Source organism: Flavobacterium chungangensis (genome assembly GCF_042654045.1).
GTDB lineage: Bacteria > Bacteroidota > Bacteroidia > Flavobacteriales > Flavobacteriaceae > Flavobacterium > Flavobacterium chungangensis.
In genome coordinates this window covers 125,243-149,686 of sequence record NZ_JBHSFY010000013.1, presented here as the reverse complement: position 1 = coordinate 149,686, position 24,444 = coordinate 125,243, and the positions used below count along the sequence as shown (strand labels likewise).

Annotated in this window: 15 protein-coding genes, 1 pseudogene and 1 riboswitch; of the genes and pseudogenes, 11 read left to right on the top strand and 5 right to left on the bottom strand. The window is 36.2% G+C overall.

The features are described 5' to 3' along the window. Nucleotides 1-109: 109 nt before the first annotated feature. Nucleotides 110-2,392: a cation:proton antiporter domain-containing protein gene (locus tag ACFO3N_RS19075; protein ID WP_379800428.1), complete on the top strand. Its 2,283-nt coding sequence runs from the start codon at nt 110-112 to the stop codon at nt 2,390-2,392. Nucleotides 2,393-2,548: 156 nt separating this feature from the next. Here ACFO3N_RS19075 and ACFO3N_RS19070 read toward each other — a convergent pair whose 3' ends face one another. From ACFO3N_RS19070 to ACFO3N_RS19060, 3 genes are all read right to left on the bottom strand, one after another. Further along, nucleotides 2,549-3,187, bottom strand: a complete 639-nt coding sequence (locus ACFO3N_RS19070) for an NAD(P)H-binding protein (protein ID WP_379800426.1) — start codon at nt 3,185-3,187, stop codon at nt 2,549-2,551. Nucleotides 3,188-3,455: 268 nt separating this feature from the next. Continuing rightward, complete coding sequence (locus ACFO3N_RS19065; RefSeq protein ID WP_379800424.1) at nt 3,456-3,653, bottom strand: hypothetical protein; 198 nt, start codon at nt 3,651-3,653, stop codon at nt 3,456-3,458. A 40-nt stretch (nt 3,654-3,693) separates the two neighbouring features. Further along, a riboswitch (cobalamin riboswitch) is annotated at nt 3,694-3,893 on the bottom strand. A 47-nt stretch (nt 3,894-3,940) separates the two neighbouring features. After that, nucleotides 3,941-4,852: a YybH family protein gene (locus ACFO3N_RS19060; RefSeq protein ID WP_379800422.1), complete on the bottom strand. Its 912-nt coding sequence runs from the start codon at nt 4,850-4,852 to the stop codon at nt 3,941-3,943. Nucleotides 4,853-5,182: 330 nt separating this feature from the next. Here ACFO3N_RS19060 and ACFO3N_RS19055 point away from each other — a divergent pair, with 330 nt between their 5' ends. From ACFO3N_RS19055 to ACFO3N_RS19045, 3 genes are all read left to right on the top strand, one after another. Further along, a complete protein-coding gene (locus tag ACFO3N_RS19055) occupies nt 5,183-5,776 on the top strand; it encodes a hypothetical protein (protein ID WP_379800420.1) in 594 nt (197 codons plus the stop codon). Between the two features lie 125 nt (nt 5,777-5,901). Then, nucleotides 5,902-6,387 (top strand): GNAT family N-acetyltransferase, encoded by a 486-nt coding sequence (locus ACFO3N_RS19050; protein ID WP_379800418.1) that lies wholly within the window; start codon nt 5,902-5,904, stop codon nt 6,385-6,387. Between the two features lie 3 nt (nt 6,388-6,390). Then, nucleotides 6,391-6,864: a MarR family winged helix-turn-helix transcriptional regulator gene (locus ACFO3N_RS19045; protein ID WP_379800415.1), complete on the top strand. Its 474-nt coding sequence runs from the start codon at nt 6,391-6,393 to the stop codon at nt 6,862-6,864. A 1-nt stretch (nt 6,865) separates the two neighbouring features. On the opposite strand, the gene ACFO3N_RS19040 is transcribed toward ACFO3N_RS19045, so the two are convergent. Beyond that, on the bottom strand, nt 6,866-7,222 hold the full coding sequence (locus tag ACFO3N_RS19040; protein WP_379800413.1) for a winged helix-turn-helix transcriptional regulator: 357 nt from the start codon (nt 7,220-7,222) through the stop codon (nt 6,866-6,868). A 107-nt stretch (nt 7,223-7,329) separates the two neighbouring features. On the opposite strand from ACFO3N_RS19040, the gene ACFO3N_RS19035 reads away from it, so the two are divergent. The 3 genes and pseudogenes from ACFO3N_RS19035 to ACFO3N_RS19025 form a co-directional block, all read left to right on the top strand. Beyond that, the gene (locus tag ACFO3N_RS19035; RefSeq protein WP_379800411.1) at nt 7,330-7,962 is read left to right on the top strand and encodes a nitroreductase family protein; all 633 of its coding nucleotides are present in this window, start codon (nt 7,330-7,332) and stop codon (nt 7,960-7,962) included. Between the two features lie 258 nt (nt 7,963-8,220). Next, nucleotides 8,221-8,598 carry a hypothetical protein gene (locus ACFO3N_RS19030; RefSeq protein WP_379800409.1) on the top strand — a complete coding sequence of 126 codons (378 nt, stop codon included), beginning with the start codon at nt 8,221-8,223 and terminating at the stop codon, nt 8,596-8,598. Between the two features lie 299 nt (nt 8,599-8,897). Then, nucleotides 8,898-9,347: pseudogene (locus tag ACFO3N_RS19025) on the top strand (transposase); the annotation flags it as partial. A 406-nt stretch (nt 9,348-9,753) separates the two neighbouring features. Here ACFO3N_RS19025 and ACFO3N_RS19020 read toward each other — a convergent pair. Further along, entirely contained in the window at nt 9,754-10,266 is a 513-nt protein-coding gene (locus tag ACFO3N_RS19020; RefSeq protein ID WP_379800407.1) for a hypothetical protein, read from the bottom strand. Between the two features lie 310 nt (nt 10,267-10,576). On the opposite strand from ACFO3N_RS19020, the gene ACFO3N_RS19015 reads away from it, so the two are divergent. The 4 genes from ACFO3N_RS19015 (at nt 10,577) to ACFO3N_RS19000 (ending at nt 24,436) form a co-directional block, all read left to right on the top strand. Continuing rightward, on the top strand, nt 10,577-11,335 hold the full coding sequence (locus tag ACFO3N_RS19015; protein ID WP_379800405.1) for a DUF6597 domain-containing transcriptional factor: 759 nt from the start codon (nt 10,577-10,579) through the stop codon (nt 11,333-11,335). A gap of 29 nt (nt 11,336-11,364) precedes the next feature. Next, a complete protein-coding gene (locus ACFO3N_RS19010) occupies nt 11,365-12,567 on the top strand; it encodes an FAD-dependent oxidoreductase (RefSeq protein WP_379800403.1) in 1,203 nt (400 codons plus the stop codon). A gap of 110 nt (nt 12,568-12,677) precedes the next feature. Then, nucleotides 12,678-13,745 (top strand): BamA/TamA family outer membrane protein, encoded by a 1,068-nt coding sequence (locus ACFO3N_RS19005; RefSeq protein ID WP_379800400.1) that lies wholly within the window; start codon nt 12,678-12,680, stop codon nt 13,743-13,745. Between the two features lie 260 nt (nt 13,746-14,005). After that, nucleotides 14,006-24,436, top strand: coding sequence for a PKD domain-containing protein (locus ACFO3N_RS19000; RefSeq protein WP_379800398.1), 10,431 nt, complete (start codon nt 14,006-14,008; stop codon nt 24,434-24,436). Nucleotides 24,437-24,444: the final 8 nt, after the last annotated feature.

The following is a 24,444-nucleotide window of genomic DNA, read 5'->3' as shown; positions in this document are numbered from 1 at the left end:
GTTATAAAATTGCCCTGATTTTATCCACTAATCTCTTCAAAAAACTCCTTTTTTCTATCTTTTTTTTAAAGAAAATCAAGTCGTTGCGAAGAGCAAAAAATTAAAATAAATGAAAAATTTAAGAAACAGTATTTTTTACGTTGGAGTTATTGGAGGATTCTCTGTTCTAATGTATTGGATTATTTTGTTAGGCGTAAAACTGGAAACAGGCCGAAATCTTAAAATCCCCACTTCAGACAAAAGCCAATGGAGCGAATTTCTCGATTCTCTTATAAAAAACCTGCACCATCCTTTAGCGCTTTTATTGGCACAGATTGTTACGATTATCTTTGTTGCCCGTATTTTTGGATGGATTTGCATTAAAATAAAACAGCCTGCCGTAATTGGAGAAATGATTGCGGGAATTGTAATGGGGCCTTCTTTAATCGGAATGTATCTACCTGAGTTTTCTGCAGCTTTATTTCCTGCGGAATCACTTGGAAATCTTCAGTTCTTAAGTCAGATTGGTTTAATTCTTTTCATGTATATCGTGGGAATGGAGATCGATATGAAGATTTTGAGAAACAAAGCCCATGATGCTGTAGTGATAAGTCACGCAAGTATTATCATTCCGTTTGTTTTAGGAATGGGACTGGCGTATTTTATATATGATGAGTTTGCCCCCGCAGATGTACAATTTACATCTTTTGGTTTGTTTGCCGGAATCGCGATGAGTATCACAGCTTTTCCGGTGCTTGCCAGAATTGTGCAGGAACGCGGCATTCATAAAACAAAACTAGGAACTATCGTAATTACCTGCGCCGCTGCCGATGATATTACGGCTTGGTGTATTCTTGCGGTTGTAATTGCAATTGTAAAAGCGGGTTCTTTTGGTAGTGCTTTATACACGGTTGTTTTGGCTTTAGGATATGTTTTCTTAATGATAAAAGTGGTTCGTCCATTCCTTAAAAGAATTGGAGATTTGTATGCGACAAGCGAAAAATTAAGCAAACCCATTGTTGCCATTTTCTTTTTAACGCTTGTGGTTTCTTCTTACTTAACAGAAGTTATCGGAATTCATGCTTTATTTGGAGCTTTTATTGCTGGAGCAATCATGCCTGAAAATATTAGATTCAGAAATCTATTTATCGAAAAAGTCGAAGACGTTGCACTTGTACTTTTATTGCCGTTATTCTTTGTTTTCACTGGTTTAAGAACGCAAATTGGTTTGTTGAACGAGCCTTATTTATGGAAAATTGCGGGATTAATTTTTGCAGTAGCTGTTATAGGCAAATTTGTCAGCAGTGCGCTTGCAGCAAAATTTGTGGGACAAAACTGGAAAGACAGTTTATCGATTGGAGCTTTGATGAATACAAGAGGTTTAACAGAATTAGTGGCTTTAAATATTGGTTACGATCTTGGCGTATTGAGTCCAGAATTGTTCTCTATGTTTGTAATTATGGCGCTGGCTACCACGTTTATGACGGGACCAACATTAGATTTAATCAATTGGCTTTTTAGATCTAGCAAACCAGAAACAGAAGAAGATATTGCATTAAAAAACAAGTACCGAATTTTATTGTCTTTTGACAGACCAGAATCTGGAAGGGCTTTACTTAAAGTTGCGGACGGATTAACCAATAAACGTTCTGAAAGTGCCGAAATTACCGCCATGCACTTTCTTCCGACAGAAGAATTACATCACTACAACACTGACGTTTATGAAAACGAAAAGTTTAAAGATATTGTAGAAGAATCTGTTGCTTTAAACCGAAATATTACTACTATGTTTAAGGCATCTTCTGATATTGATAACGAAATTGTAAATGTGGCCAACAAAAGCAAACATGATTTATTATTGGTTGGAATAGGGCAATCTATCTATCAAGGAAGTTTATTAGGAAGAGTACTTGGATTTACAACTCGAATTATCAATCCTGAAAACCTATTAAATACCGTAACTGGAAAGGAAAACATTTTAGAATCTGCTCCTTTTGATGACGGAACAAGACAAATTATTGCAAAATCTCATATTCCGGTTGGAGTTTTAATTGACAAGGATTTAGCCGACATCAACACGATTTTTATTCCGCTTTTTAGTTTAAAGGATTGGAATTTTATACAGAACTATGTTCAGAAATTTATTCAGAATATCAATGCGAGAATTGAAATTTTGGATGTTGAAGGCAAAATTATGGCCGATCTGGACACGAAAGAAAAAATTAGGTTAATGGAACAGGCTGCTCCAAACCAGCTGACTCTAAGAAAAGAACAATCTATTGAAAAAGATTTTCTTGACCAACAAGATCTTATGCTGATTTCTATTGATGGATGGAAACATTTGGTAGAGAATAAAAGTCCTTGGCTGGCTAATATACCTTCTACTTTAATTCTTTCTGAAGATAAAAAATAGCTTTTAAATTATGAGTTATGAGTTATAAGTTATGAGTTGACCTATTTGCAGCTACAACTTATAACTTATAACTTATAACTTATAACTTATAACTCATAACTCTTAACTCATAACTCATAACTCATAACTCATAACTCATAACTCATAACTTATAACTTATAACTCAAGAATTCTATTCAATTCAAGTGTTGTATTTCCTGCAGGAAGTACTTTTGGTGCTTTTACTATTTTTTTAGCTAAAAATGCGGTTGTGATTGGTTTTAGGTTTTTAAAGAGTCCGATGGCATTGAAGAATTTAATAACTTTTACTGAAATCTTTTCCCCAAAACGATCTGTATTTTCTCGAATTAAAGGTCCAGGTCTGAAAATGATACATTGAGGAAAATGAAGTTCTTGAAGGTAATCTTCTAGTTTTCCTTTCATCATCGAATAATATACGTTGCTTTTTGCCGAAGCTCCGTAAGAAGAAACCAAAACCAACGAATTTACATTGTTTTGTTTTGCGGCAGAAGCAAATTCAGCTGGAATATCATAATCGATTTTCCATTGCTTCTCTTTTGAGCCTGCATCTTTTAAAGTTGTTCCGATGCAAGAAAAAAGAACATCGCCCGTAATTAATTCCCGAAACGAATTTACATCTGAAAAATCAACAACGTGTTCTGTTAATTTTGAATGTGATTTTCCTGTTGCACGTCGCACAAAAATGGAGACTTCTGAATAATCTGTACTTTCCAATAGCAGATTAACCAATTCTTTTCCCGTCGCGCCTGTAGCTCCAATTACCAATGCTTTCATAATATTCGCAAATTTTGTATCGTAAATATAATGATCTTTTTATTGAAAAAAACGTCTACCAATATGTCGTCTACCAATATTTCGATCCTACGAGCGTTTTCTTTGGTTATTCTATTTGCTATAAATATTATGCTTCTCCGAAGCATTAAAAAAAGTATTGTGCTCGGTTTTTCTTTGCATTCCAATGGTCAAAATCATTGGTTATGTTTCTTTGCTATAAGTGTACGTTAAATTGACATCTAGTTTTAACTTATTGAAATGCGTTGTCTTATTGAGAACCGTTTCGATTCCTTTTTCCTTTTACCTGTCCGATATTTATCATCCAGCGAAACAAATTTCCTGTCGGAGCGGCAATAATTTTATCTTTTGTACTGGTATAGTAAGCATCTTCCTGAAAAGGAAATTTATCAAAAAAGCTTTCACTTACGGGGAAATTATACGTAAAACCAACATCGTACTGATTCATGTATTCTGGCCTCAAAGTGCTCCAACCTATAATGGTATAATTAAATCGTTGAAAGTCGGCATCTCCTGACTTATTCCATCTTTAAACGGCCTTCCAATCCAAAATAACGAACAATGGCATTAGTAATGTTTAAAGACTGAAATAGAACTTACAGTAGCAGGTCTGTTCAGGATTTGCACCTGATTCCCTTTTACTATTTTTTCTGAATTGAAAAAATAGACCAAAATCAGTCGCAAAAATATAACTCAAGTATGGTGTCTACAAGCTACAGGTCTATTTTTCAATTTTTAATCATGATTTACCATTTGACGAAAAAGCAGTAATTCGCCATTATTATCTTTCTTCCAAACATTGATGCTTTTACCTCTTACGTTTCCGTTACTAGCGCCATCACGCCAGTCTACATGGTAAAAACCAAATTCTATGATAGCAGTTCTTGCATAAATAATTCCAGAAGTTAGAATGGAAATTTTATCAATGCTTAAAGTTCCTGGTTTTTCATGTTCGGTAAAATAATCCGTAATTTCTTTTTCGCCAGAAAGAATTGGTGTGTAATAAGTCAAATACATCGCATCTGGCATAAACATTTTGGCATGTTCTGCTCCTTGCCTGTCTTGAACCAGCTTTTTAATCGTATTATTTCGCTCTCTAACTTCTGACGCTAATTTGTCTGATACACTATATTCTTCTGTTTGCGGAACCGAAGAGTCATCAATATCAGGAATATTTTTATCATCAAAATAACTTGAAGAACCCCAGATTTCAGCAGCAATTGTTAGAGGCTGCCCCCTTTTTGAAGGCTTTTTCCATAAAACTGAATATTTTCCAGAATAAGAAAATGAATTCTGTTCGTTTATCGTTAGATTTTCATCAAAAGTTCCAATTTCTAAAAGGTAATTTCCAAAATCTTGCATTTCCAGAATTTTTCTTTCATAAGAAGTGATTTTTGCCTGAGTTAGCCATTGTTTATAGAAGTCTAGAATTGTTTTCGTGCCCACTCGCTGTCTGCTATGTTCTGGCATAAATATACTTTGATCGGTATATGCTTTTACCAAATCATCTTTGCTTCCTTTTACAAAAGCATTTGCAAATGAAGAATTATACTCTTCAATTTGTTTTGTAATAACCGAATCAATTTTACTTCCCTGAGCAAAACCAGCGAATGCAAAAAGGAAAAAGATAAAACTTAACCTATTCATACCAGAAATTATTTTATTGAATAATAAATATACAAAATATTAACATTCAACACATTACAATTAAAAAACATAAAAAAGTAATTAAAATCAATCGTTGAGAACATTTTCCCTTCCATTATAAAAGAAAGAATCTTCAAAACTTCACGAGAATATAGAGATAATTCAGCTTCAGCACAAAAGACTTAAATTTTGCTTATAAAGAAGTTAATTTTTGAACAAATAATTCCTAACAAGACAATATTTGGTTTTATAAAATGTTTATATATAAAAGATTATGATGCATCTAATTTTTTTTTAATCAATACCACACAAGATTAATAGTATAAAAACATGAAAAAAATATTTTTGATAATTGCCTTTGCTTCCTTTTCATTGCACAGTTTTGCTCAGGAACTTGATAATAAATTCAAATCGATTCCAGCAAAAAAATCTCCTGTAAAAGAAGTTATTCCGCCAAAAGAAGAAGCTCCAAAAGAAAACCCGCCAGCGCCTATTGAGAAACCTGCACCGCTTCAGGTTAATCCAGACGAGTTATTTAAAAACACTAATCTTTATAAGCCAGAAGCAAATGTTGAGGGAATCTTTTATAGAAGAAATCAGTTTTTGGGTAATTTCAATACAACAGCTGTTACTTCGACCATTATGTATCGCGATGCTGCTTTTGTAGACGGCGATAAAGTAAAAGTATATTTAAACGATCAAGTAATTGAGCCTGAAGTTTTCCTAACTGGTGATTTTAAAAGTGTGAAAATAAACTTAGTAAAAGGAATCAACAAAATTGATATTGAAGCCTTAAACGAAGGTTTTGCTTCTCCAAATACAGCCGAATTTAAAGTTTATGACGACAAAGGTCAGGTTATTTCGTCAAGCGAATGGAATGTTGGTACGGGCTACAAAGCTGTTATTGTATTAGTTAAAGAATAAAACTTTCTAACAGAAATCGTTTGAAATCATAAAAAACACTTAAAACTGCTGGTTTCAGCAGTTTTTTTGTTGCATATATGTAGCTAACTACGTAGTTTTGTACACATATTTAATTTACAAGACAAATGCACATTCAGCCTATACAAAATAAGTACGAAAATGAAATCGTAGATTTGATTTTACACATTCAGCAAAAAGAATTTAATGTTCCTGTTACATTAGAAGATCAGCCTGATTTATTGGATATTGAGAACTTTTACTATAAGCCAGGTGGGATTTTTCTTGGTGCTTTTATAGACGAAAAGTTGGTTGGAACAATTGCTTTGGTAAAATTCAATTCTGAAGCTGCAGCAATCAGAAAAATGTTCGTTAAAAAAGAATACAGAGGTAAAGAATTCCAAATTGCTCAACAATTATTAGAACAGCTAATTGCATACAGCAAAGAAAAAGGAATTAAAGACTTATATTTAGGAACGGTTTCTTTACTGCAGGCGGCTTTGCGTTTTTACGAAAAGAATAATTTTGTAACGATCGAAAAAGAAGCGCTTCCAACTGATTTTCCGTTAATGAAACCCGATAATGTTTTTTGTCATTTAAATCTAAAGCAATAAAAAATGAATATAATTGACGAGATTGGAATATTAGCCATATCAACGCGGTTGCAGCGTCTGAGTGAACAATTGCGCAAAGACGGTGCTTTAATCTACAAATCTTTTGATATTGATTTTGAACCGAAATGGTTTCCTGTAATTTATACGCTTCACATCAAAGAAATGCTGAGTGTTGTAGAAATTGCGAGCGAAATTGGCTATAGCCATCCGTCAACTATAAGTTTATTGAAGGAATTAGAGAAACAAAAACTTATCAGTTCTAAAAAAGACAAATTAGACGAACGCAAGAGATTAATTGTGCTTACCGCCAAAGGAAAAGAACTGGTTGTAAAAATGCAACCAGTTTGGACGGTGATGAGAAATGCTTTAAACGAAATCACTGATAATCAGAACAACCTTTTGAGAGCTATTGAAGAAACAGAGCAAAGATTGGCTACACAAGGATTTTTTCAGAGAATTTCAGAACTCAAAAGCTGATTTATTCTTTACCCGTAATCTTTTTTCTGTGGTTATGACCCCATTTTGCCAAAGAATCAATCACCTCTTTTAAAGTATGCCCATATTCTGTTAACTGATATTCGACCGTTATGGGCTGTGTATTCAAAACAGTTCTGGTAACCAATTGATTTTCTTCAAGGTTTTTTAGTTCTCTGCTTAACATTTTTCCCGAAATCCCTTCTACTTCCCTCAATAAATCGGTAAATCTTAAGGTACTAAAGCACAGTGATGCAATTATAGAAATTTTCCATCTTCCGTTTAAGATATACATAGCATCATGCACCGCCATAATGTGCTGCGTGCATTTTTTAGGATCGTGGTCGAGTTGTTTTAGCATGTTCTATTATAAGTTACCTCGATGTTACAGTTACTTTTGGTAATCGGATGACAAAAATACACCTAAAGTGTTTACATTTGAAAAGAATTTTTAATTAATAAAGAAAAATGGCCTTAATAGATGCACTAAAGTGGCGTTATGCTACAAAAAAAATGAACGGACAAGCTGTTCCGCAAGAAAAAGTAGATTATATCCTTGAAGCTGCAAAACTTGCACCATCTTCTTCTGGATTACAGCCTTATAAGATTTTTGTTATCACAAACAAAGAATTAAAAGACAAACTTAGAGCTGTAAGTTTTGACCAAAGTCAAGTTACAGATGCTTCTCACGTTTTGGTATGGGCTGCTTGGGACGGCTATAGTTTAGAAAAAATTTCTGCTGTTTTTGACAGAACAATTGCTGAAAGAGGAATTCCTGCTGATGCAATGGATGAATACAAACAAAGACTTTGGGGAATGTACGAGCCACTTGGACAAGAATGGCATGCTAACCACGCTGCAAAACAAGCTTATATTTCGTTTGGTGTTGCAATTGCTGCAGCTGCCGAACAGGAAGTAGATGCAACTCCAATGGAAGGTTTTATTCCTGCTGAAGTAGACAAACTTTTAGGTTTAAACGAACTTGGATTAAAGAGTGTTTTAGTTTTACCTCTAGGATATAGAGATCATGAAAATGATTGGTTGGTAAACATGAAAAAAGTAAGAACTCCACAGGAAGATTTTATAACCGAAATCAAGTAAAAAATTAATTTTTGCTTAAACGAAAATGCTTTTGAAATAGTGCAGTAGCGCTTTTTCAGAAGCTTTTTTTGTTTAATTATTTCATTTTCAAATTGAAACAAAATTCAATTAAAGAAATCAGAAAAGGTGATTTTTAGAACTTATGTTAATTTTATTATTTGCCTAAAAATAGGTACGCATTACGGATAATTAAATAATATTGTATAATTAATTTTGCCTCATCCAAAACGATTCAATCTAATTAAATCCTAAAAACCTATGTCTGATTTCTTAACGCAATTTGGGGAAGACCTAAAAAAGAACGTCCCAGGTTTCATCGCAGTATCTGTTGCTGAAATCGCAAGCGGTATGTCATATTATTCACACTCTGCAATTGCAGATTTTGACCCAGAATTGGCATCTGCATACAACCTTGAAGTAGTAAAAGCTAAAATGAATGCTATTAAAGCATTGAATTTAAATGGTCAGGTTATCGATAATGTTATGATTACGCTAAGTTCTCAAATTCACATTATCGACGTTTCTGATAATCAAGATTATTTTATTTACTTGGCTGTAGATTCTACAAAAGCTAATTTAGGTATGACAAAATCTATCCTTAATAAGTATAAAAAAGAAATCGCAGGTAAATTGTAACAAAGTTTTGCCCCCCTTGATAAAAAGGAATAGTCGTTCGCGAGTATTCCTTTTTATTTTTTAAACCTGTTTTTATGCCGCTCCTCCGGAGCTTTATATCTTTTGTACTATTTCTCTCTATAAATATTGCGCTCCTCCGGAGCTCTGCTATATAACTCAAAGCCCAAATTAGGCGAAATATATCGGCACAATCAATACTATTCAGAAAACGCAAAAAAACATTTTATTTTTTATTCCAACGTGATCTTCATTTCTTCAAAATATTTTATATTTCGAAACCTAAATAAGGAATTATATAAATGGAATTACGCGCTTATTTTGAAAAATATTCTGATGAAGCAACTTGTATTGAAGAGCTCAAAAACAAACGTCTAGAAAATGGACTTTTGTGCCGAAAATGTGGGCATGACGTACATTCTTTTCGTCAGAATGATTTAAAATTTCAGTGCAGAAAATGTGGAAGTAGAATTAGTCTAAGATCGGGAACTGTAATGGAAAACTCCAATCTCCCCATTCGTTATTGGATGATTTGCATTGAATTGATGACACTTTCCCACCGAAAAATGTCAATTCTTAAAATTCAATATTTGCTTGGCCATAAAAGATATGAGCCGATTTGGCTGATGGTACAGAAGATTCGTCTAGTAATGAAAATTAGAGACGAAAAATATAGATTACGTGCTTACTCCGAATTTGATCCCGAATTTCTTCAGAAAATTGACAAACTTGCGATAGAGAAAAAAACTCAAAAATTGTGAATTTCGAAATGTGAAATGTGAAAACTGCAATAAAAACAGCCACAGATTACAGGATTGAAATGATTTTTTAAAATCTGTGTTAATCTTATAATGTGTGGCTTTGTAATTTTATTGGAATGGATGAATCTTTACGCGGGCTTCGACTTCGCTCAGCCTAACAAACCTTAAAATGTCAAAATTTATTAAAAAAAATAGCCACAGATTACAGGATTAAAATGATTTTTTAAGATCTTTATTAATCTTGTAATCTGTGGCTTTGTAATTTTATTGGAATGGATGAATGTTGCGCGGGCTTCGACTTCGCTCAGCCTGACAATGTCAGAAAGTTATAGCTATCCTACATAACCTTCAACAATTAACAATTAACAATTCACCATTTACAATTAATCATTAACCTTTATTTCTTTTTATTCTTCTTTGCTTTAGATCTTTTTGCTTTCTTTTTAGCAATCTTTTTCGCTTTTGCTTTTTCCTTTGCTTTTTGAGCTTTTGCTTTCTTTTTAGCTTTAGCTTTTAGTTTTGCTTTTTTAGCTTTCTCTTTCTTTTTATCTTTTGCTTTTTCTTTTTTCTTAGCAACAGCTTTTTTCTTTTTCTCTTTTTTCTCTTTGTCTTTTTCTTTCATTTTTTTATTCTTTTTAGATTTTGGCTGATCATTGTTTTCTTCAGATGTTTCTTCTTCAGCCTCAGACGAAATTTCTTCTATTTGTGTTGGTTCTTGCACAGCTTCTTCTACTGTACTAGCCTCTTTTTCTGCCACTTTTTTGGGAGCTCTTTTAGGTTTTGGTTTTGCTTCTGGAGTTTCAGCAGATTCTAGAACTGGAGTCTCTTTTTGTTCGATTTCGTCGTTAGAGATAACCGAAACAGCTTCTGCCTCCTGATTGATTTCATCAACAAGTATTTCTTTTGCCATTATTCTGTTAATTTTAAGAAATTGATTAAATTTATTTTGAATTAAACTAATTTTCAATGTTATTAAATCATTAAATTAACATCAAAAAATAATAAACAAAGATAAATTGAAAAAGACATTCGCCAATGTTAAGTTTTTGATTGCCTCAAAAAAACAAACACAAACAACTAATATACAACAACTTACCCAATGTTAAGTTTTTCATCGCACTTTTTATCGAATTAGAAAGTCTCTTATAAGCTTTCTATAAGCGATTCTTTTCTTAGAAATAAAGCACATTTTGTTTACTTTCACTTTAAAATTTGATAAAATGTTCAACGATTTAGCATACAAATCCATAAAACCTAGCAACAAGCTCTCCCCTTTTGTAGATAGCTTTTGGTGCATGCAAAATAAATCGGATCAAACATTGGAAACGATTGGCCTTCCTGATGGACGAATTGATTTGTCTTTAATGAAAACCGCTGAAACTTCTTTTCAAATTAGACTTTTAGGTTTAGGAACACAACAATATGAAAAAGGGATAATTCCAGCCAATAGCTTGACCTTTGTCATTAGCTTTAAACTTCCTGCTATTGAGTATATTTTCTGCGAAAGCATTACTGAAATTTTAAACTCAGGAAAACTGCTTGAAAACAACTTTTGGGATTTTAACGAAAATGATTTAGATGATTTTGAATTGTTTTGCGAAAAAGCTTCTTCAAAAATCGAGTCTTTATTAGTAAAGGAAATAGATACTCGAAAACAAAAACTATTTAGACTCATTTATCAAACCAACGGAAATCTGACTGTAAAAGAATTATCCGAACAATCTAATTGGAGCAGCCGTCAAATTAATCGGTATTTTAATCAATATTTTGGTATTTCGTTAAAGGCCTATTGTTCCATTCTTCGTTTTCGTGCTTCCTTAGAACATATTGCTAAAGGGAAACTTTTTCCCGAGGAGAATTTTACAGATCAAACACATTTTATTAAAGAAATCAAGAAAATTTCGGGTTCGTTGCCAAAAGAGCTTTTTCAAAACAAAAACGACCGATTTATACTATTATCTGCTCTTTCCTCTAAATAATTTTGCAACATAGATTTTAACTACAAACTATGTTACTACAAAATAAACAGGTTGCCATTGTTGGCGGCGGAATGGGCGGTTTAGTATTAGCCCGTCTTTTACAGTTGCAAAATATAAAGGTACAGGTTTACGAAAGAGACCTCAACTCAACAGTTCGTGTACAGGGTTCTCCATTAGATTTACATGAAGATTCGGGTTTAATAGCCATGGAAAAAGCAAATTTACTAGATGAGTTTTACAAAAAGATTCGTCTAAATGCTAGTAAAGCTCGAATTGTAAATCAGAATTTTGAATTGAAATTTGATGAGCATGCTGATCAGAAAAGCATTTCTCAGATAAATTCAGAAAACAATCATGATTCACTTCAGGATATATCAAAACCACGTCCAGAAATAGATCGCTCAGAACTTCGAGCTGTTTTATTGCATTCGCTTTTGCCAGAAACTATGGTTTGGGATAGTCAATTTCTTTCTATGGAAAAAGAAAATAATGGCTGGAGATTGTTCTTTAAAAATGGGAAAACCGTTTATGCCGATTTGGTCATTGGCGCAGATGGAGCAAATTCTAAAATTCGTTCTTATCTAAGCACACAAAAACCTATTTATTCTGGCATAACAATGATTGAAGGTACAATTTATAATGCCAAGGAAAATGCTCCCAAGCTTTTTGAATTTTCAAAAGGTGGAAAAGTGCTCGCTTTAGGAAATGAACAGACGATTATGTACGGCACAAAAGGAGACGGTTCTTTGATGTTTCTTCTTAGCAGTAAAATTCCTGAAAACGGGATTGCAGAAAAGAATTTGGATTTTAAGAACAATCAGATGATTTTTGATTGGTTTGAAGAGGTTTACAAAGATTGGAGTTCTGAGTGGCATGAATTTTTTAAAAGTGAAGAATTGCACTTTATATTTCGTCCACAGTATTATTTTCCGCAAAATCAATCTTGGGAAACACAAGAAAACCTTATCATTCTTGGCGATGCAGCTCATAGAATGCCTCCTTTTGCAGGAAAAGGCGCTAATCTGGCTATGCTGGATGCTCTAGAATTGGCAGAATTCTTAACCAATAATCTGTTTTCTGATTTAAAAACTGCTATTTCTTGTTTTGAAAAACGAATGCTAAAAAGAGCTGCAGAAGCTTTAAATGATACTTTAAGTAATGGTGAACAACTGCATTCTGAAAACGCTTTAGAAAAACTTGTTTCTATATTTAACAGGACAAACCAAACTTAATTGTTTTTATTTCAAATACTTACATTTTTTATTTAAATTTACAAGAACCTGAAAAGCGTAATTTTTAAGTACTTGTACGCCAATGTAATTTTCACTAAACAAATTATACAATGAGGCATTTTCTACTTTTACTCTTTTCTATAGCTTTTATTTCTCCTTCTTTCGGTCAAAAAAATACCGATTCGGTTGCGAAAAAAGCAAAAGAAAAGAAAATCGAACTGCGAGTAATGCCTTATCTAAGCTATAATCGAAATCTTGATTTTATGTTTGGTGCAATTCCGATGATGATGTATAAAGTGAATGAAGTCGATACTATTTCGCCGAAATCACTGTCTGGAATGTCAACCATTTATACCACAAATAAATCATACGCTTTGGCATTTTTTAATAAATGGTATTTAAATGAAGACAAATGGCGTTTAAAATTTTTCTTTTTTACTGGAAATCAGAATTCACAGTTTTATGTGGATGATATAGATCAGCCCGATTTTTATGATTACGGAACCAAAACAACTGTAATGAGCGTTGGAGGTCAGCGTAAAATTGTGGGCAAGTTTTATGGCGGACTTTCTTATACTTATGCGCACTACAATACCGTTTATGAAGATGATATTTCTCCTTCTTCTATTTCTCACAGTAATGCAGTTGTCTTTAATTTATTGTACGATACGAGAGATGCCGTTTACTATCCGACAACGGGTTACAAAATTAGAATGGACTGGTCTACTTATCCGAAATTTTTAGATAACGAACTGGCTTCTAACAGAATATCTTTTCAAGCCAACAAATATTTCCCTAACCGAGAAGGCAAGGATGTTATCGCGGCACGCTTTTATGGCAAGTTCGGACTTGGAAATGTTGCATTTGAACAGCAAAGTACTATTGGCGGAACAGATATTCGGGGTTATTCTGAAGGAAAATACAGAGGGTCAGGATTAATGGATATTCAAGGCGAATACCGATACAACTTTGGAAAGAAAATGGGAATGGTTGGCTTTTTTGGCATCGCAACCATTTACGGTTCTGATACTCCCAGTTTTGACTGGAAAATGTATCCAGGAGGTGGCGTTGGATACCGATACAATCCTTTCAAAAAATCAAAATTCAATGTCGGTCTCGACGGTGCAGTCGGTAAAGGAGACTGGGGAGTTTATTTCAGAATTGGTGAAGCATTTTAATTGAACAAAAAAATCTCTAAATCAAATATTTAGAGATTTTTTTTTGTTTTTAAATAATGAGTTTTTAGTGTTTCAAAATCTGTTTTTTGTTTCATTTTATAATATGCAACATACTAAAAAACATTTCAAGACTATCTTTCTTTATATTTGAGCATCCCCTCATATTGCTTTTCAAAAACCTTAACTAATTAATGCTAAAAATCAATTTATTAATTTAAGGTGGTTATACTTTTTTGCCTCCTTTCTATTCCTGATTGCTTATGGCACAATTTTATTTTTCTTGGAAAATCTGCACTTTATCAAAAAAACTAGTTTTCACTGTATTTATACTGTTTCTGGCCACTTTTCAAGCAAATGCGCAAAACTGTACTGTAAACGCTGGAGTTTTAAATGTTACCATTTGTGCAACCGATGCATTGGTTTTAACTGGGAATAATCCTAGCCCTATTATCGGCACAGTAAAATGGACTCAGATCTCTGGGCCAGCTGTAACTATTAATTCGCCAACTAGCCCAAGTACTACTATTTCTGGCTACACAGGAGGAAATACTTATATTTTTAGATATAGCGCAACTTGTAGCGACGGAATTACAGCCTATCAGGATAAAGTTGTAAATGTTGAGCCTATTACTACAGCAAATGCAGGTGGCAACATTACAAGCTGCCCTAATAGTACTGGAAATTTATCTATAACTGCAAATGCACCTCAAAATACTGGGGAAACAGGCCATTGGGAAATTGTTGGCGCTAATAATGCAGGAGTGGTAATTAATTTTCCGAATCTGCCTACCTCAACGATAACTTTGCCTGCTACAAGCTGTGGCGTTACAACACTTCAATGGGTTATTGAAGGACCTGAATATGCTCCTGGACAGCGTTGTAGAACTACTTCTCAGATAACAGTAACCAATTATGGAGGGGTGAAACCCGTTTCTGCAGGACCAGATCAAACGCTAAGCAATTGTTATACTACAACACAAAGCACTAATCTTAATGCTACCTACGGAGGTTGCGGTCTTAACGGACAAAATGGACAGTGGACATTTGTAAGCGGTCCAAATACGCCAACTATTGCCAATCCTAACGCTAATAATACAGGAGTTTCAAATCTTGTTCAGGGAACTTATACTTTCAGATGGACAGTAACTGGACCTTGTGCTTCTGGCAATGATTTGGTTGTAATTAATGTTCCAGCCGCGACACAAGACGTTACTACTCTTCCTGGCGGTGATGAAAATATTTTCTTTTGCAGCAATACCATTACTCAAGTAACTTTGGTAGCGCAAACTCCTCTTTATGCTGGAGAAACTGTTCAATGGACACAGATAGCTGGAGACAGTGGTGCTGTAATTGTTTCTCCAACAAACCCCACAACGTTAGTTACGAATATATCAGATCAAGGTGATCCTTATACTTTTAGATATACGCTTACTAATAGTAATACAGGCTGTATTTTTACTAAAGATTACCATGTACAATTTAATGGAGCAACTAGAACTATTGTTGCTAACAACGGTAATGACATGGTGGGAAGCTGTAATGCAACGGTATTTACTATTCCGCTTACGGTTACAGGATCCGGAGTAAATCAGTACCGAATTGTATCTGGACCAGACAGCTCACCTCTCGCCCCCTTTCCTACTGCATTGCAAGATGTTGGAGACTCTCTAACCTTAACACTTACAACATCTGGAGATTATACTGTTGAATTCATTAGAAGTCAAAATGGTTCACTCACTTCTGGCTGTGATTACGGTTTTGACACTTTAAATATTCTGGTTTCTGGAGATCCGACCCCATCAAATGCAGGATCTGATGTAAGTTTACCTTGCGGTGATACAAGCACAATGCTTTCTGGAGTCGTAACAGGAGAAGGTATGCATTTTTGGAGCCAGCTTAGCGGGCCCAATCAAGCCGTAATTGCTGATAATTTTGCCATTGACACTCAGGTTACAGGGCTTATACCAGGAACTTATGTTTTTCAATATATAACAAAAGGAGGTGGTGCAACTTGTGGTTTTTCTGTTTCAACAGTAACTATTCATGTATCTGATACTTCATTGGCTACTCCAGATGCTGGAGAGAACCAAGTGGTTTGTGCCAATGCTCAGGTGCGTCTTACGGCTGTGCCTGTACAAAGTGGAGAAATCGGTACATGGAGCCAAGTTTCTGGGCCAAATACAATTACATTTTCTAATGTTAATGATCCAAACGCTGTCGCAACAGGTTTTACCTCAACAGTATCAGCATACGAATTACAATGGACAGTTTCCTATCTTAATCCCGGTCCATCTTGTGGTTCTCCTATCTCTGATACTGTAACAATCGCTACAAATAATTCTACCGCTGCATCAACTTCCGATGCAGGGCCAGATGCTTGTTATCCTTCAGGAACCACTTCTTTTAACCTTAGTGGTAACACTCCTGCTTTTCCAGAAATAGGAATTTGGTCTGTAACTCCGTCTACGGGAGTTGTTATTGCCGATGCTAGTGATCCCAACACACTAGTTACCGTTCCAGGAAACGGAACCTATGTTTTTACTTGGTCTATAGAAACCATAACACGACTTTGCGCATCAAATCAGAGCAGCGTTTCGGTTACAATTGCAGACATTCCTCCAGCTGCAAGTGCAGGTCCCGATCAGGAAATCTGCGGTAATACAGTAACAATGGCCGCTACAACCAGTGGTGGTTCAATTGGAACTTGGACAAGGATTTCTGGTGTTGGAGAATATACCATAAGCGATATACATGATCCAAATGCGATCTTTACTTTTACCTACAGTGGTTATTATATTTTTAGATGGACAGTAGATGCATCGATCTGTGGTCAAGCATTTGATGATGTTAATTTAACTATCGGTATTCCGCCCCATCAAGCTGTTGCAGGACCAGATCAAAATGTCTGTGCTAGTACCAGCCTTACAATGGCAGGGAGTACTTACGATAGTTTTTTTGAAACTGGGCAATGGTCAGTGTTGACTGGTGCTCCTAATCAGCCCAATATTGTTGATCCGACTAATCCAAATACGGTAATTAACGGACTTGCGGCAGGTACTTATACTTTTAGGTGGACTATTACAGCCAAAAGTATCTTTTTATGTCAGGGAACTTTCGACGATATGATTGTGGTGGTAACGCCAACGGCAGATGCAGGAGATACTCAAACGTACTGTGATGTTACCAGCATTCAGCTAACAGGGAATAAAAATTCAACTGGAACCTGGTCACTTACCAGCACATCTGGAAATCCAGCAGCTGTTGTTATATCGCAGACACCTCCTAATAGCTATATTGCGAATGCTACTGTTGTTCCTGGAACTAGTTATGTTTTTACTTATACGACCAGTTCTACCACTTTTCCTGATGGTTCAACTTGCCCAGGATCATCTGATTCTGTGAATGTTGAAATTTTTAGTGGAGCAAGTGTACCGCCCAATGCAGGTCCAGATCAAACTTTATGTATTTCTGATGTTAATGGAACTGCCACTTTAAGCGGAAATGTTCCTCCGCCAGATGTTACCACTTTTGAATGGCGTTTTGCGTCTCAACCTGCTGGAAGCGTAGCTGTAATAACAACTCCAACTGCACCATTGACTACTGTTACAGGTTTAACAGTACCTGGTTTATATATTTTAGAATGGGTATTTGAAAGCCCGTCTTGCAGAACATTGTCTGACATTGTGAGAATCGTAATGAATGCTCCTCCAAGTGCCGCAAATGCAGGCCCTGATGATACTGTTGCTTGTCAAACCACTTACAAAACAGCTGCTGTGCCGCCAACAGTTGGTATTGGTACATGGACGTTTGCTTCTCAGCCTCCTGGCGGAACTGCTGTCATTGACAATCCAAACAGTCCTGTTACTACCCTATCTAATATTAATGTTTTGGGAACGTATGTATTGACTTGGACGGTTACAAATGGTCCTTTTACCAATCCTTCGTTATGTCAGCCAACCTCAGATACTGTCAACATCACTTTTAACGATAATCCACCGACCGTAGCCAACGCCGGCCCCGATCAAGAAATCTGTAATGCTACAACAACAACGATGGCGGGGAATACTCCACTTATTGGCACAGGACTATGGACCCAAGTTTCTGGACCTAATTCGGCTACAATATCAGCTCCAAATAATCCAAACTCGCTGATGTTAGGATTAATTCCTGGCGCTTATACCTTTAAATGGACAATAACCACAACCGGATGTATTTCTGAAGATACTGTTTTAGTGACCATTTATGCAAATCCTTCAACTGCAGAGGCAGGACCAAATCAAATAGTTCCCCAATTTACAGCTGTAAATTTAAATGCAACCGTTCCTACAGTCGGCACTGGTCAATGGAGTCAGGTTTCTGGGCCAAGCGTCATAGGTTTTATGGATGTAAACTCTCCTACTTCAGCAGTAACCGGAACTGTTCCTGGAATATATACTCTACAATGGACTGTAAGCAATGGAAATTGTGCCGTTTCATCAGACACTATGAACCTAACCATTTTATCTATTGCCGATCTTGAATTAACTAAAACAGTAACACCAACAACAGGAAGTATAGGCGATGTGGTTACTTTCAATATCAACGTTTTCAATAATAACGCACTAGGTGGTTCAGCTACTGCTACTAATGTTTCCATACGTGATTTCATTCCGTTTGGTTTTGCACTTGTTGCTGGAACGGTTACTTCGGGCGGAATATATAATGTTGGTGATAATACGATTACTTGGAGTGGTATAACAATTCCGAGTGGCAGTATCTTAAGTTTATCTTTTAAAGCCACAATTCTAGGCGGTGGTTCTTATGTAAATACAGCAGAAGTTATAAAATCAGATCAATTCGACCCTGATAGTACACCCAATAACCAGAATCCTGCAGAAGACGATCAGGATAGTGCAACAGTAACTCTAGATGTAGCTGATTTATCATTACAAAAAACCGTTTCACCAGCAACTGTCAGCATAAACGATAATGTTGTATTTACCATTCGAGTTACCAACAGCGGTCCTAATAATGCAACTGGAATTACAGTATCAGATCATTTACCTCCTGGATATACTTATGTAAGTGATAATGGAGCTGGAAAATATAATAATGCCACAGGAATTTGGAATGTTGGCAATCTGAACAATGGAAACTCTCTTACCTTGCAAATTACAGCCAAAGTAAACGTCGTTTCATCACCAAGTGATTACGTTAATACTGCTGAAATACAAACAGCTCATCAGTTTGATCCAGACAGTACTCCTGGAAATGGATTGCCAGAAGATGATATGGCAAGTGCCAATATTACCTTAAAACAAGCCGATTTAGAGCTTACTAAATCTGTAACTCCAACTTCTGCAGCAGCTGGAGAACAGGTAGCTTTTACCATCAATGTCGTTAACAATGGTCCTGGAAACGCAACTGGAGTTGCCGTAAAAGATGTTATTCCTGTCGGATATACACTTATACCAGGGTCAGTATCTAATGGCGGAACCTATCAGATTGCGACGGCGACACTGGAATGGACAAATTTAACGATAGCGGCAAACTCTAATGTTGATCTGACCTTTAATGCATTTGTTAACCCTTTAGGAAATTATCTCAATATTGCAGAGGTAACAGCTAGTGATTTACCAGATCCTGACAGTACACCAAACAATAATGTTGCTTCTGAAGATGATCAGGATGATGCAGAAATTATTTTTCTTGGTCCTTCTGCCGACTTATCTTTAACCAAAAATGTAGTTACAGGCAATACAAGTCCTGTAGTTGGAAGCCAAGTTTCTTTCGAACTTAAGATAACCAATGATGGTCCAAATAATGCAACTGGAGTACAAGTAATGGATTTATTGCCTACTGGTTTTCAATACGTAAATTACAGTTCGTCTGCTGGAACATACAACAGCACTACTGGAATATGGAATGTTGGAACTGTCGATGTTGGCGTTACAGAATCGCTTATTCTGGATGCAAAAGTATTGCCTAAAGGAGATTATAAAAATATAACACAAGTTACCGCCAGTAATCTTCCTGACCCTGATAGTACACCTAATAATGACGATGGAGATCAAAGCGAAGATGATGAAGACAGTGTGGTGCTAACTCCTATACCGCCATCAGCAGACTTATCATTGACAAAAACAGTGAGTAATGCCACTCCTTTGGTTGGCTCTGTTGTAACGTTTACTATTATCACCACAAATAGTGGTCCGCAAGATGCTGCTCAAGTCCAGGTAACCGATTTACTGCCTTCTGGATATACTTTTGCTACATTTAATGCTACAAGTGGAACTTATGACAGTACAACTGGTTTATGGACACTAGACATATTAGAGAGCAGTGAATCTGAGACATTACAGATTAATGCGATTGTGAATCCAACAGGAAATTATACCAACATTGCAGAAGTCACTAATAGCGATACTCCAGATCCTGACTCCACACCTAATAACGGAGTGCCAACAGAAGACGATTATGGAACTGCAACCACTAATCCTATTCCACAATCTTCAGATCTATCTTTAACTAAAACCGTTAATAGTGCTACACCTTTAGTAGGTTCGTTAGTTACTTTTGAAGTGGTTGTAACCAATAATGGCCCTCAGGACAACTTTGGCGTACAAGTGACAGATATTCTTCCGTCTGGATATACTTTTACTGGTTTTACTGTCTCTACAGGAACTTACGATATAACTACAGGAGTATGGACGGTGGGTAATTTAGTGACTGGTGATGCAGAAACGCTTCAAATTGTAGCGAGAGTAAATCCAAGTGGCGGTTATACGAATAAAGCCGAGGTAACTGCTGCTAATCTTCCAGATCCAGATTCGACTCCAAATAATGGAGTTACAACCGAAGACGATTATGCAGAAGCTACAACGGTTCCTGTGCCGACATCGGCAGATTTGTCATTGACAAAAGCAGTAAACAATGCCACTCCACTTGTGGGTTCACAGGTAACTTTCAGTATTCAGGTAACCAATTCTGGTCCGCAAGAAGCAAATTCTGTGGCTGTTACCGATTTACTGCCTTCTGGATACACCTACGCATCGTATAGTGCCACTACAGGAGCTTACGATCCTGCAACAGGTGTTTGGACTGTAGGAAATATGCCTGTATCAGATTCTTATACTTTACAAATAACAGCTACAGTTAATGCTACAGGAAATTATATCAATACTGCCGAAATTACAGCTAGCAGCCAGCCTGATCCAAATTCTACACCAAACAATGGAGTTACCACAGAAGATGATTATGCAGAAGCGGCCACTACTCCAACAGTTCAATATTCCGATCTATCTTTAACTAAAACAGTTAGCGATTCGTCCCCAATTGTGGATACAGAAATCACATTTGAATTAATTGTTACCAATAGCGGTCCGCAAGATAATACAGGTGTTCAGGTAACCGATTTACTGCCTGCAGCATTTACTTTTACAGCCTATACTGTTTCAACAGGAACCTATAATCCTGCAACAGGGATATGGAATATTGGAAACTTACCAAAAAATCAATCGGAAACATTGCAGATTAAAGCAATTGCAAATTCGATTGGAAATTTTGCAAATACAGCAGAAGTAACCGCAGCCGATCTTGCAGATCCTGATTCCACTCCAAATAACGGAGCACTATTGGAGGATGATTATGCATTTGAGCTAGTCGGAACAAGGGCAGATACACCGCCTCCACCACCAGTTTCTGACTTGTCATTAACTAAAACTGTAAATAATGCTACACCATTAGTCGGTTCTCAAGTTACTTTTGAGGTTGTAATTACCAACAGCGGAAAAGACGACAATAAAGGTGTTCAAGTTACAGATTTGCTTCCTTCTGGATATACACTTACTGGATATACTATTTCTACGGGAACCTATACGCCAGCGACAGGTTTATGGAACGTTGGCAATATCATAAACGGAAAATCTGAAACTCTTCAAATTACAGCAACTGTAAACGCCTCTGGAAATTATACTAATATCGCAGAAGTAACGGCGGCTGATTATGAAGATCCTGACTCAACTCCAAACAACGGAGTTACAACAGAAGACGATTATGCAACAGCAACCGTCACTCCAAATGCACAGGCAGCCGATTTATCTTTAACTAAAACAGTAAATAATACGACGCCACTTATAGGTACGCAAGTCATTTTTGAAGTAATTGCAACCAATAATGGTCCTCAAAATACCATAGGAGTGGAAGTGACAGATTTACTCCCTTCTGGATATACTTTTACTAACTACAGCACCACAAAAGGAACTTACAATCCAACAACTGGAAAATGGGCAATTGGTTCATTCTTAAGCGGAGATTCGCAAGTATTACGCATAACCGCTGTTGTAAATCCGACAGGAGATTATGTAAATATTGCCGAAGTTACTGCTAGTAATCTACCAGACCCTAATTCGACTCCAAATAACGGAATCACAACAGAAAATGATTATGCTGAAATTGCAACAACTCCTGCTGTTCCTATGGCCGATTTATCACTTACAAAATCCGTAGTCGGCGGTAATATTAGTCCAATATTTGGTGCGACTGTTACTTTTGAAATAACTGTAAAAAACAGTGGACCTCAAAATGCAACTGGAGTAAAAGTAATCGATATGCTACCGAGCGGTTACGAATATGTGGTATACAGCTCAACAGCTGGGCAATATTTTAATAGCACTGGAATCTGGGAAATTGGAACTATACCAAACGGCAGTTCAGAATCATTATTAATTGGAGCTAAAGTAAATACTACAGGTGTTTACCAAAATATTGCAGAAGTATACGCTTCTAATGAACTGGATCCAGATTCGACACCAAATAACAATGTCAGCGGCGAGGACGACATTAGCTCTGTATTACTGACTCCTGTTCCTGCTGTAGCCGATTTATCTATTGAGAAAAAAGTAATCAATAACATACTTAATCCTGCTGTAGGATCGCAGATTTCATTCTCCATAACATTAACCAACTCAGGTCCGAGCAATGCCACTGGAGTTATTGTCAAAGATGTACTGCCTTCTGGATATGATTATATTTTCTATAATTCGACTTCGGGAGCTTATAATCCGGCAACAGGAGAATGGACTCCTGGAATTATACTTGCTGGCAATAGTCATACTTTAATTTTAAATGTTTTTGTAAAAGCCCCAACAGGTACTGCAAACGAATATTTAAATATAGCAGAAATTATGACTGCAGATCAGCATGATCCAGACAGTACACCTGGCAACGGAATTGCGACAGAAGATGATTACGACAGTATTTCTGTTACGCCTGTAATTGTAATGGCAGATTTATCTATTAGGAAAACGGCTCTTAATCAGGATGCAATTCATGAAGTAGGTTCAACGGTTATTTTTACCGTTACCGTTACCAATGATGGTCCTGCAGATGCATCTGGTGTAAGAGTAAAAGATTTGCTTCCTCCTGGATTTACCTATCAAACAAGTAGCCCTACAAGTGGTTTGTACAATTATGTCACAGGTATTTGGAATGTCGGAAATATTCCAACGGGAACTGATCAATCATTAGATATTTATACCACAGTAAATAAGCCGTCAGGCATAGCAGGCGAATACACCAATATAACTGAGGTTATTGCCAGTAACCTGCCCGATCCCGATTCTACTCCAAACAACGGGGTAACCACAGAAGATGATTATGACAGTTTACAAATCAAAGTTGCCGTTGCCGATTTAAGTTTAGAGAAAACAGCCAGCAACAAAAACGCAAACGTAAATGAGGTGGTCACATTTACTATTCAGCTTAACAATGAAGGGCCAAGCACCGCTACTGGAGTTGCTGTCGAGGACTTGATACCGCTTGGATTCAAAAATATTTCGAACATCAATAATGGCGGTATTTTCAGCAAAAATATTATCAAATGGGTTGATTTGACCGTTCCTGTAGGAGGCATCACACTAACCTATGAGGCAACAGTGGTCAATCCGTTTGGACTTGAAAGTGCTGAATATGTTAATATAGCTCAGGTAACCGCCAGCAATCAATTTGATCCAGATTCGACTCCAAATAACGACAACGGAGATCAGAGTGAAGATGATGAAGATTCCGAATCTATCAATATCCCTTCTACTGATATAGCGATTAACAAGGAAGTCGATAAAACAGATGTTCCTATGGATACTCAGGTAACCTTTACTATCACTGCTGAAAACTTAGGTAATTTAACCGCCACAAATGTAGAAGTTCAAGATGCGTTGCCTAAAGGATATTCATTAGTAAACTCAGCGGTAACTTCAGGAACTTATGATCCTAAAACAGGTATTTGGAGCATTCCATCGATCAATATAGGAGCTTTACAAACGCTAACCTTAACAGTTAAAGTGGTCGATCTTAATGATTATCTGAACACAGCACATTTGACAAAACTAGATCAGATAGACACCAATTCGGCAAACAATCAGGATAGCGCGACTGTTTCGCCAAACTGTCTGAAAATCTATAACGAATTTTCGCCAAATGATGATGGCCAGAATGATTTCTTCTATATCGATTGTATCGAAAGATATCCAGATAATCAGCTGGAAATCTTTAACCGCTGGGGTAATTTGGTTTACTACCAAAAAGGCTATAAAAATACTTGGGACGGAAAAGAGGAAGGTTCTGCCAAAACGCTTCCTGAAGGCACCTATTTCTATATTTTGGATTTAGGAGACGGATCTAAAAAAACCTCTGGATGGCTTTACCTAAAATAAAACCACCC

What these genes read in the sequence shown, in the direction of transcription:
- ACFO3N_RS19075 (WP_379800428.1), top strand. Translation starts at nt 110, where the DNA reads ATGAAAAATTTAAGAAACAGTATTTTTTACGTTGGAGTTATTGGAGGA.
- ACFO3N_RS19070 (WP_379800426.1), bottom strand. Translation starts at nt 3,187, where the DNA reads ATGAAAGCATTGGTAATTGGAGCTACAGGCGCGACGGGAAAAGAATTG.
- ACFO3N_RS19065 (WP_379800424.1), bottom strand. Translation starts at nt 3,653, where the DNA reads ATGAATCAGTACGATGTTGGTTTTACGTATAATTTCCCCGTAAGTGAA.
- ACFO3N_RS19060 (WP_379800422.1), bottom strand. Translation starts at nt 4,852, where the DNA reads ATGAATAGGTTAAGTTTTATCTTTTTCCTTTTTGCATTCGCTGGTTTT.
- ACFO3N_RS19055 (WP_379800420.1), top strand. Translation starts at nt 5,183, where the DNA reads ATGAAAAAAATATTTTTGATAATTGCCTTTGCTTCCTTTTCATTGCAC.
- ACFO3N_RS19050 (WP_379800418.1), top strand. Translation starts at nt 5,902, where the DNA reads ATGCACATTCAGCCTATACAAAATAAGTACGAAAATGAAATCGTAGAT.
- ACFO3N_RS19045 (WP_379800415.1), top strand. Translation starts at nt 6,391, where the DNA reads ATGAATATAATTGACGAGATTGGAATATTAGCCATATCAACGCGGTTG.
- ACFO3N_RS19040 (WP_379800413.1), bottom strand. Translation starts at nt 7,222, where the DNA reads ATGCTAAAACAACTCGACCACGATCCTAAAAAATGCACGCAGCACATT.
- ACFO3N_RS19035 (WP_379800411.1), top strand. Translation starts at nt 7,330, where the DNA reads ATGGCCTTAATAGATGCACTAAAGTGGCGTTATGCTACAAAAAAAATG.
- ACFO3N_RS19030 (WP_379800409.1), top strand. Translation starts at nt 8,221, where the DNA reads ATGTCTGATTTCTTAACGCAATTTGGGGAAGACCTAAAAAAGAACGTC.
- ACFO3N_RS19020 (WP_379800407.1), bottom strand. Translation starts at nt 10,266, where the DNA reads ATGGCAAAAGAAATACTTGTTGATGAAATCAATCAGGAGGCAGAAGCT.
- ACFO3N_RS19015 (WP_379800405.1), top strand. Translation starts at nt 10,577, where the DNA reads ATGTTCAACGATTTAGCATACAAATCCATAAAACCTAGCAACAAGCTC.
- ACFO3N_RS19010 (WP_379800403.1), top strand. Translation starts at nt 11,365, where the DNA reads ATGTTACTACAAAATAAACAGGTTGCCATTGTTGGCGGCGGAATGGGC.
- ACFO3N_RS19005 (WP_379800400.1), top strand. Translation starts at nt 12,678, where the DNA reads ATGAGGCATTTTCTACTTTTACTCTTTTCTATAGCTTTTATTTCTCCT.
- ACFO3N_RS19000 (WP_379800398.1), top strand. Translation starts at nt 14,006, where the DNA reads ATGGCACAATTTTATTTTTCTTGGAAAATCTGCACTTTATCAAAAAAA.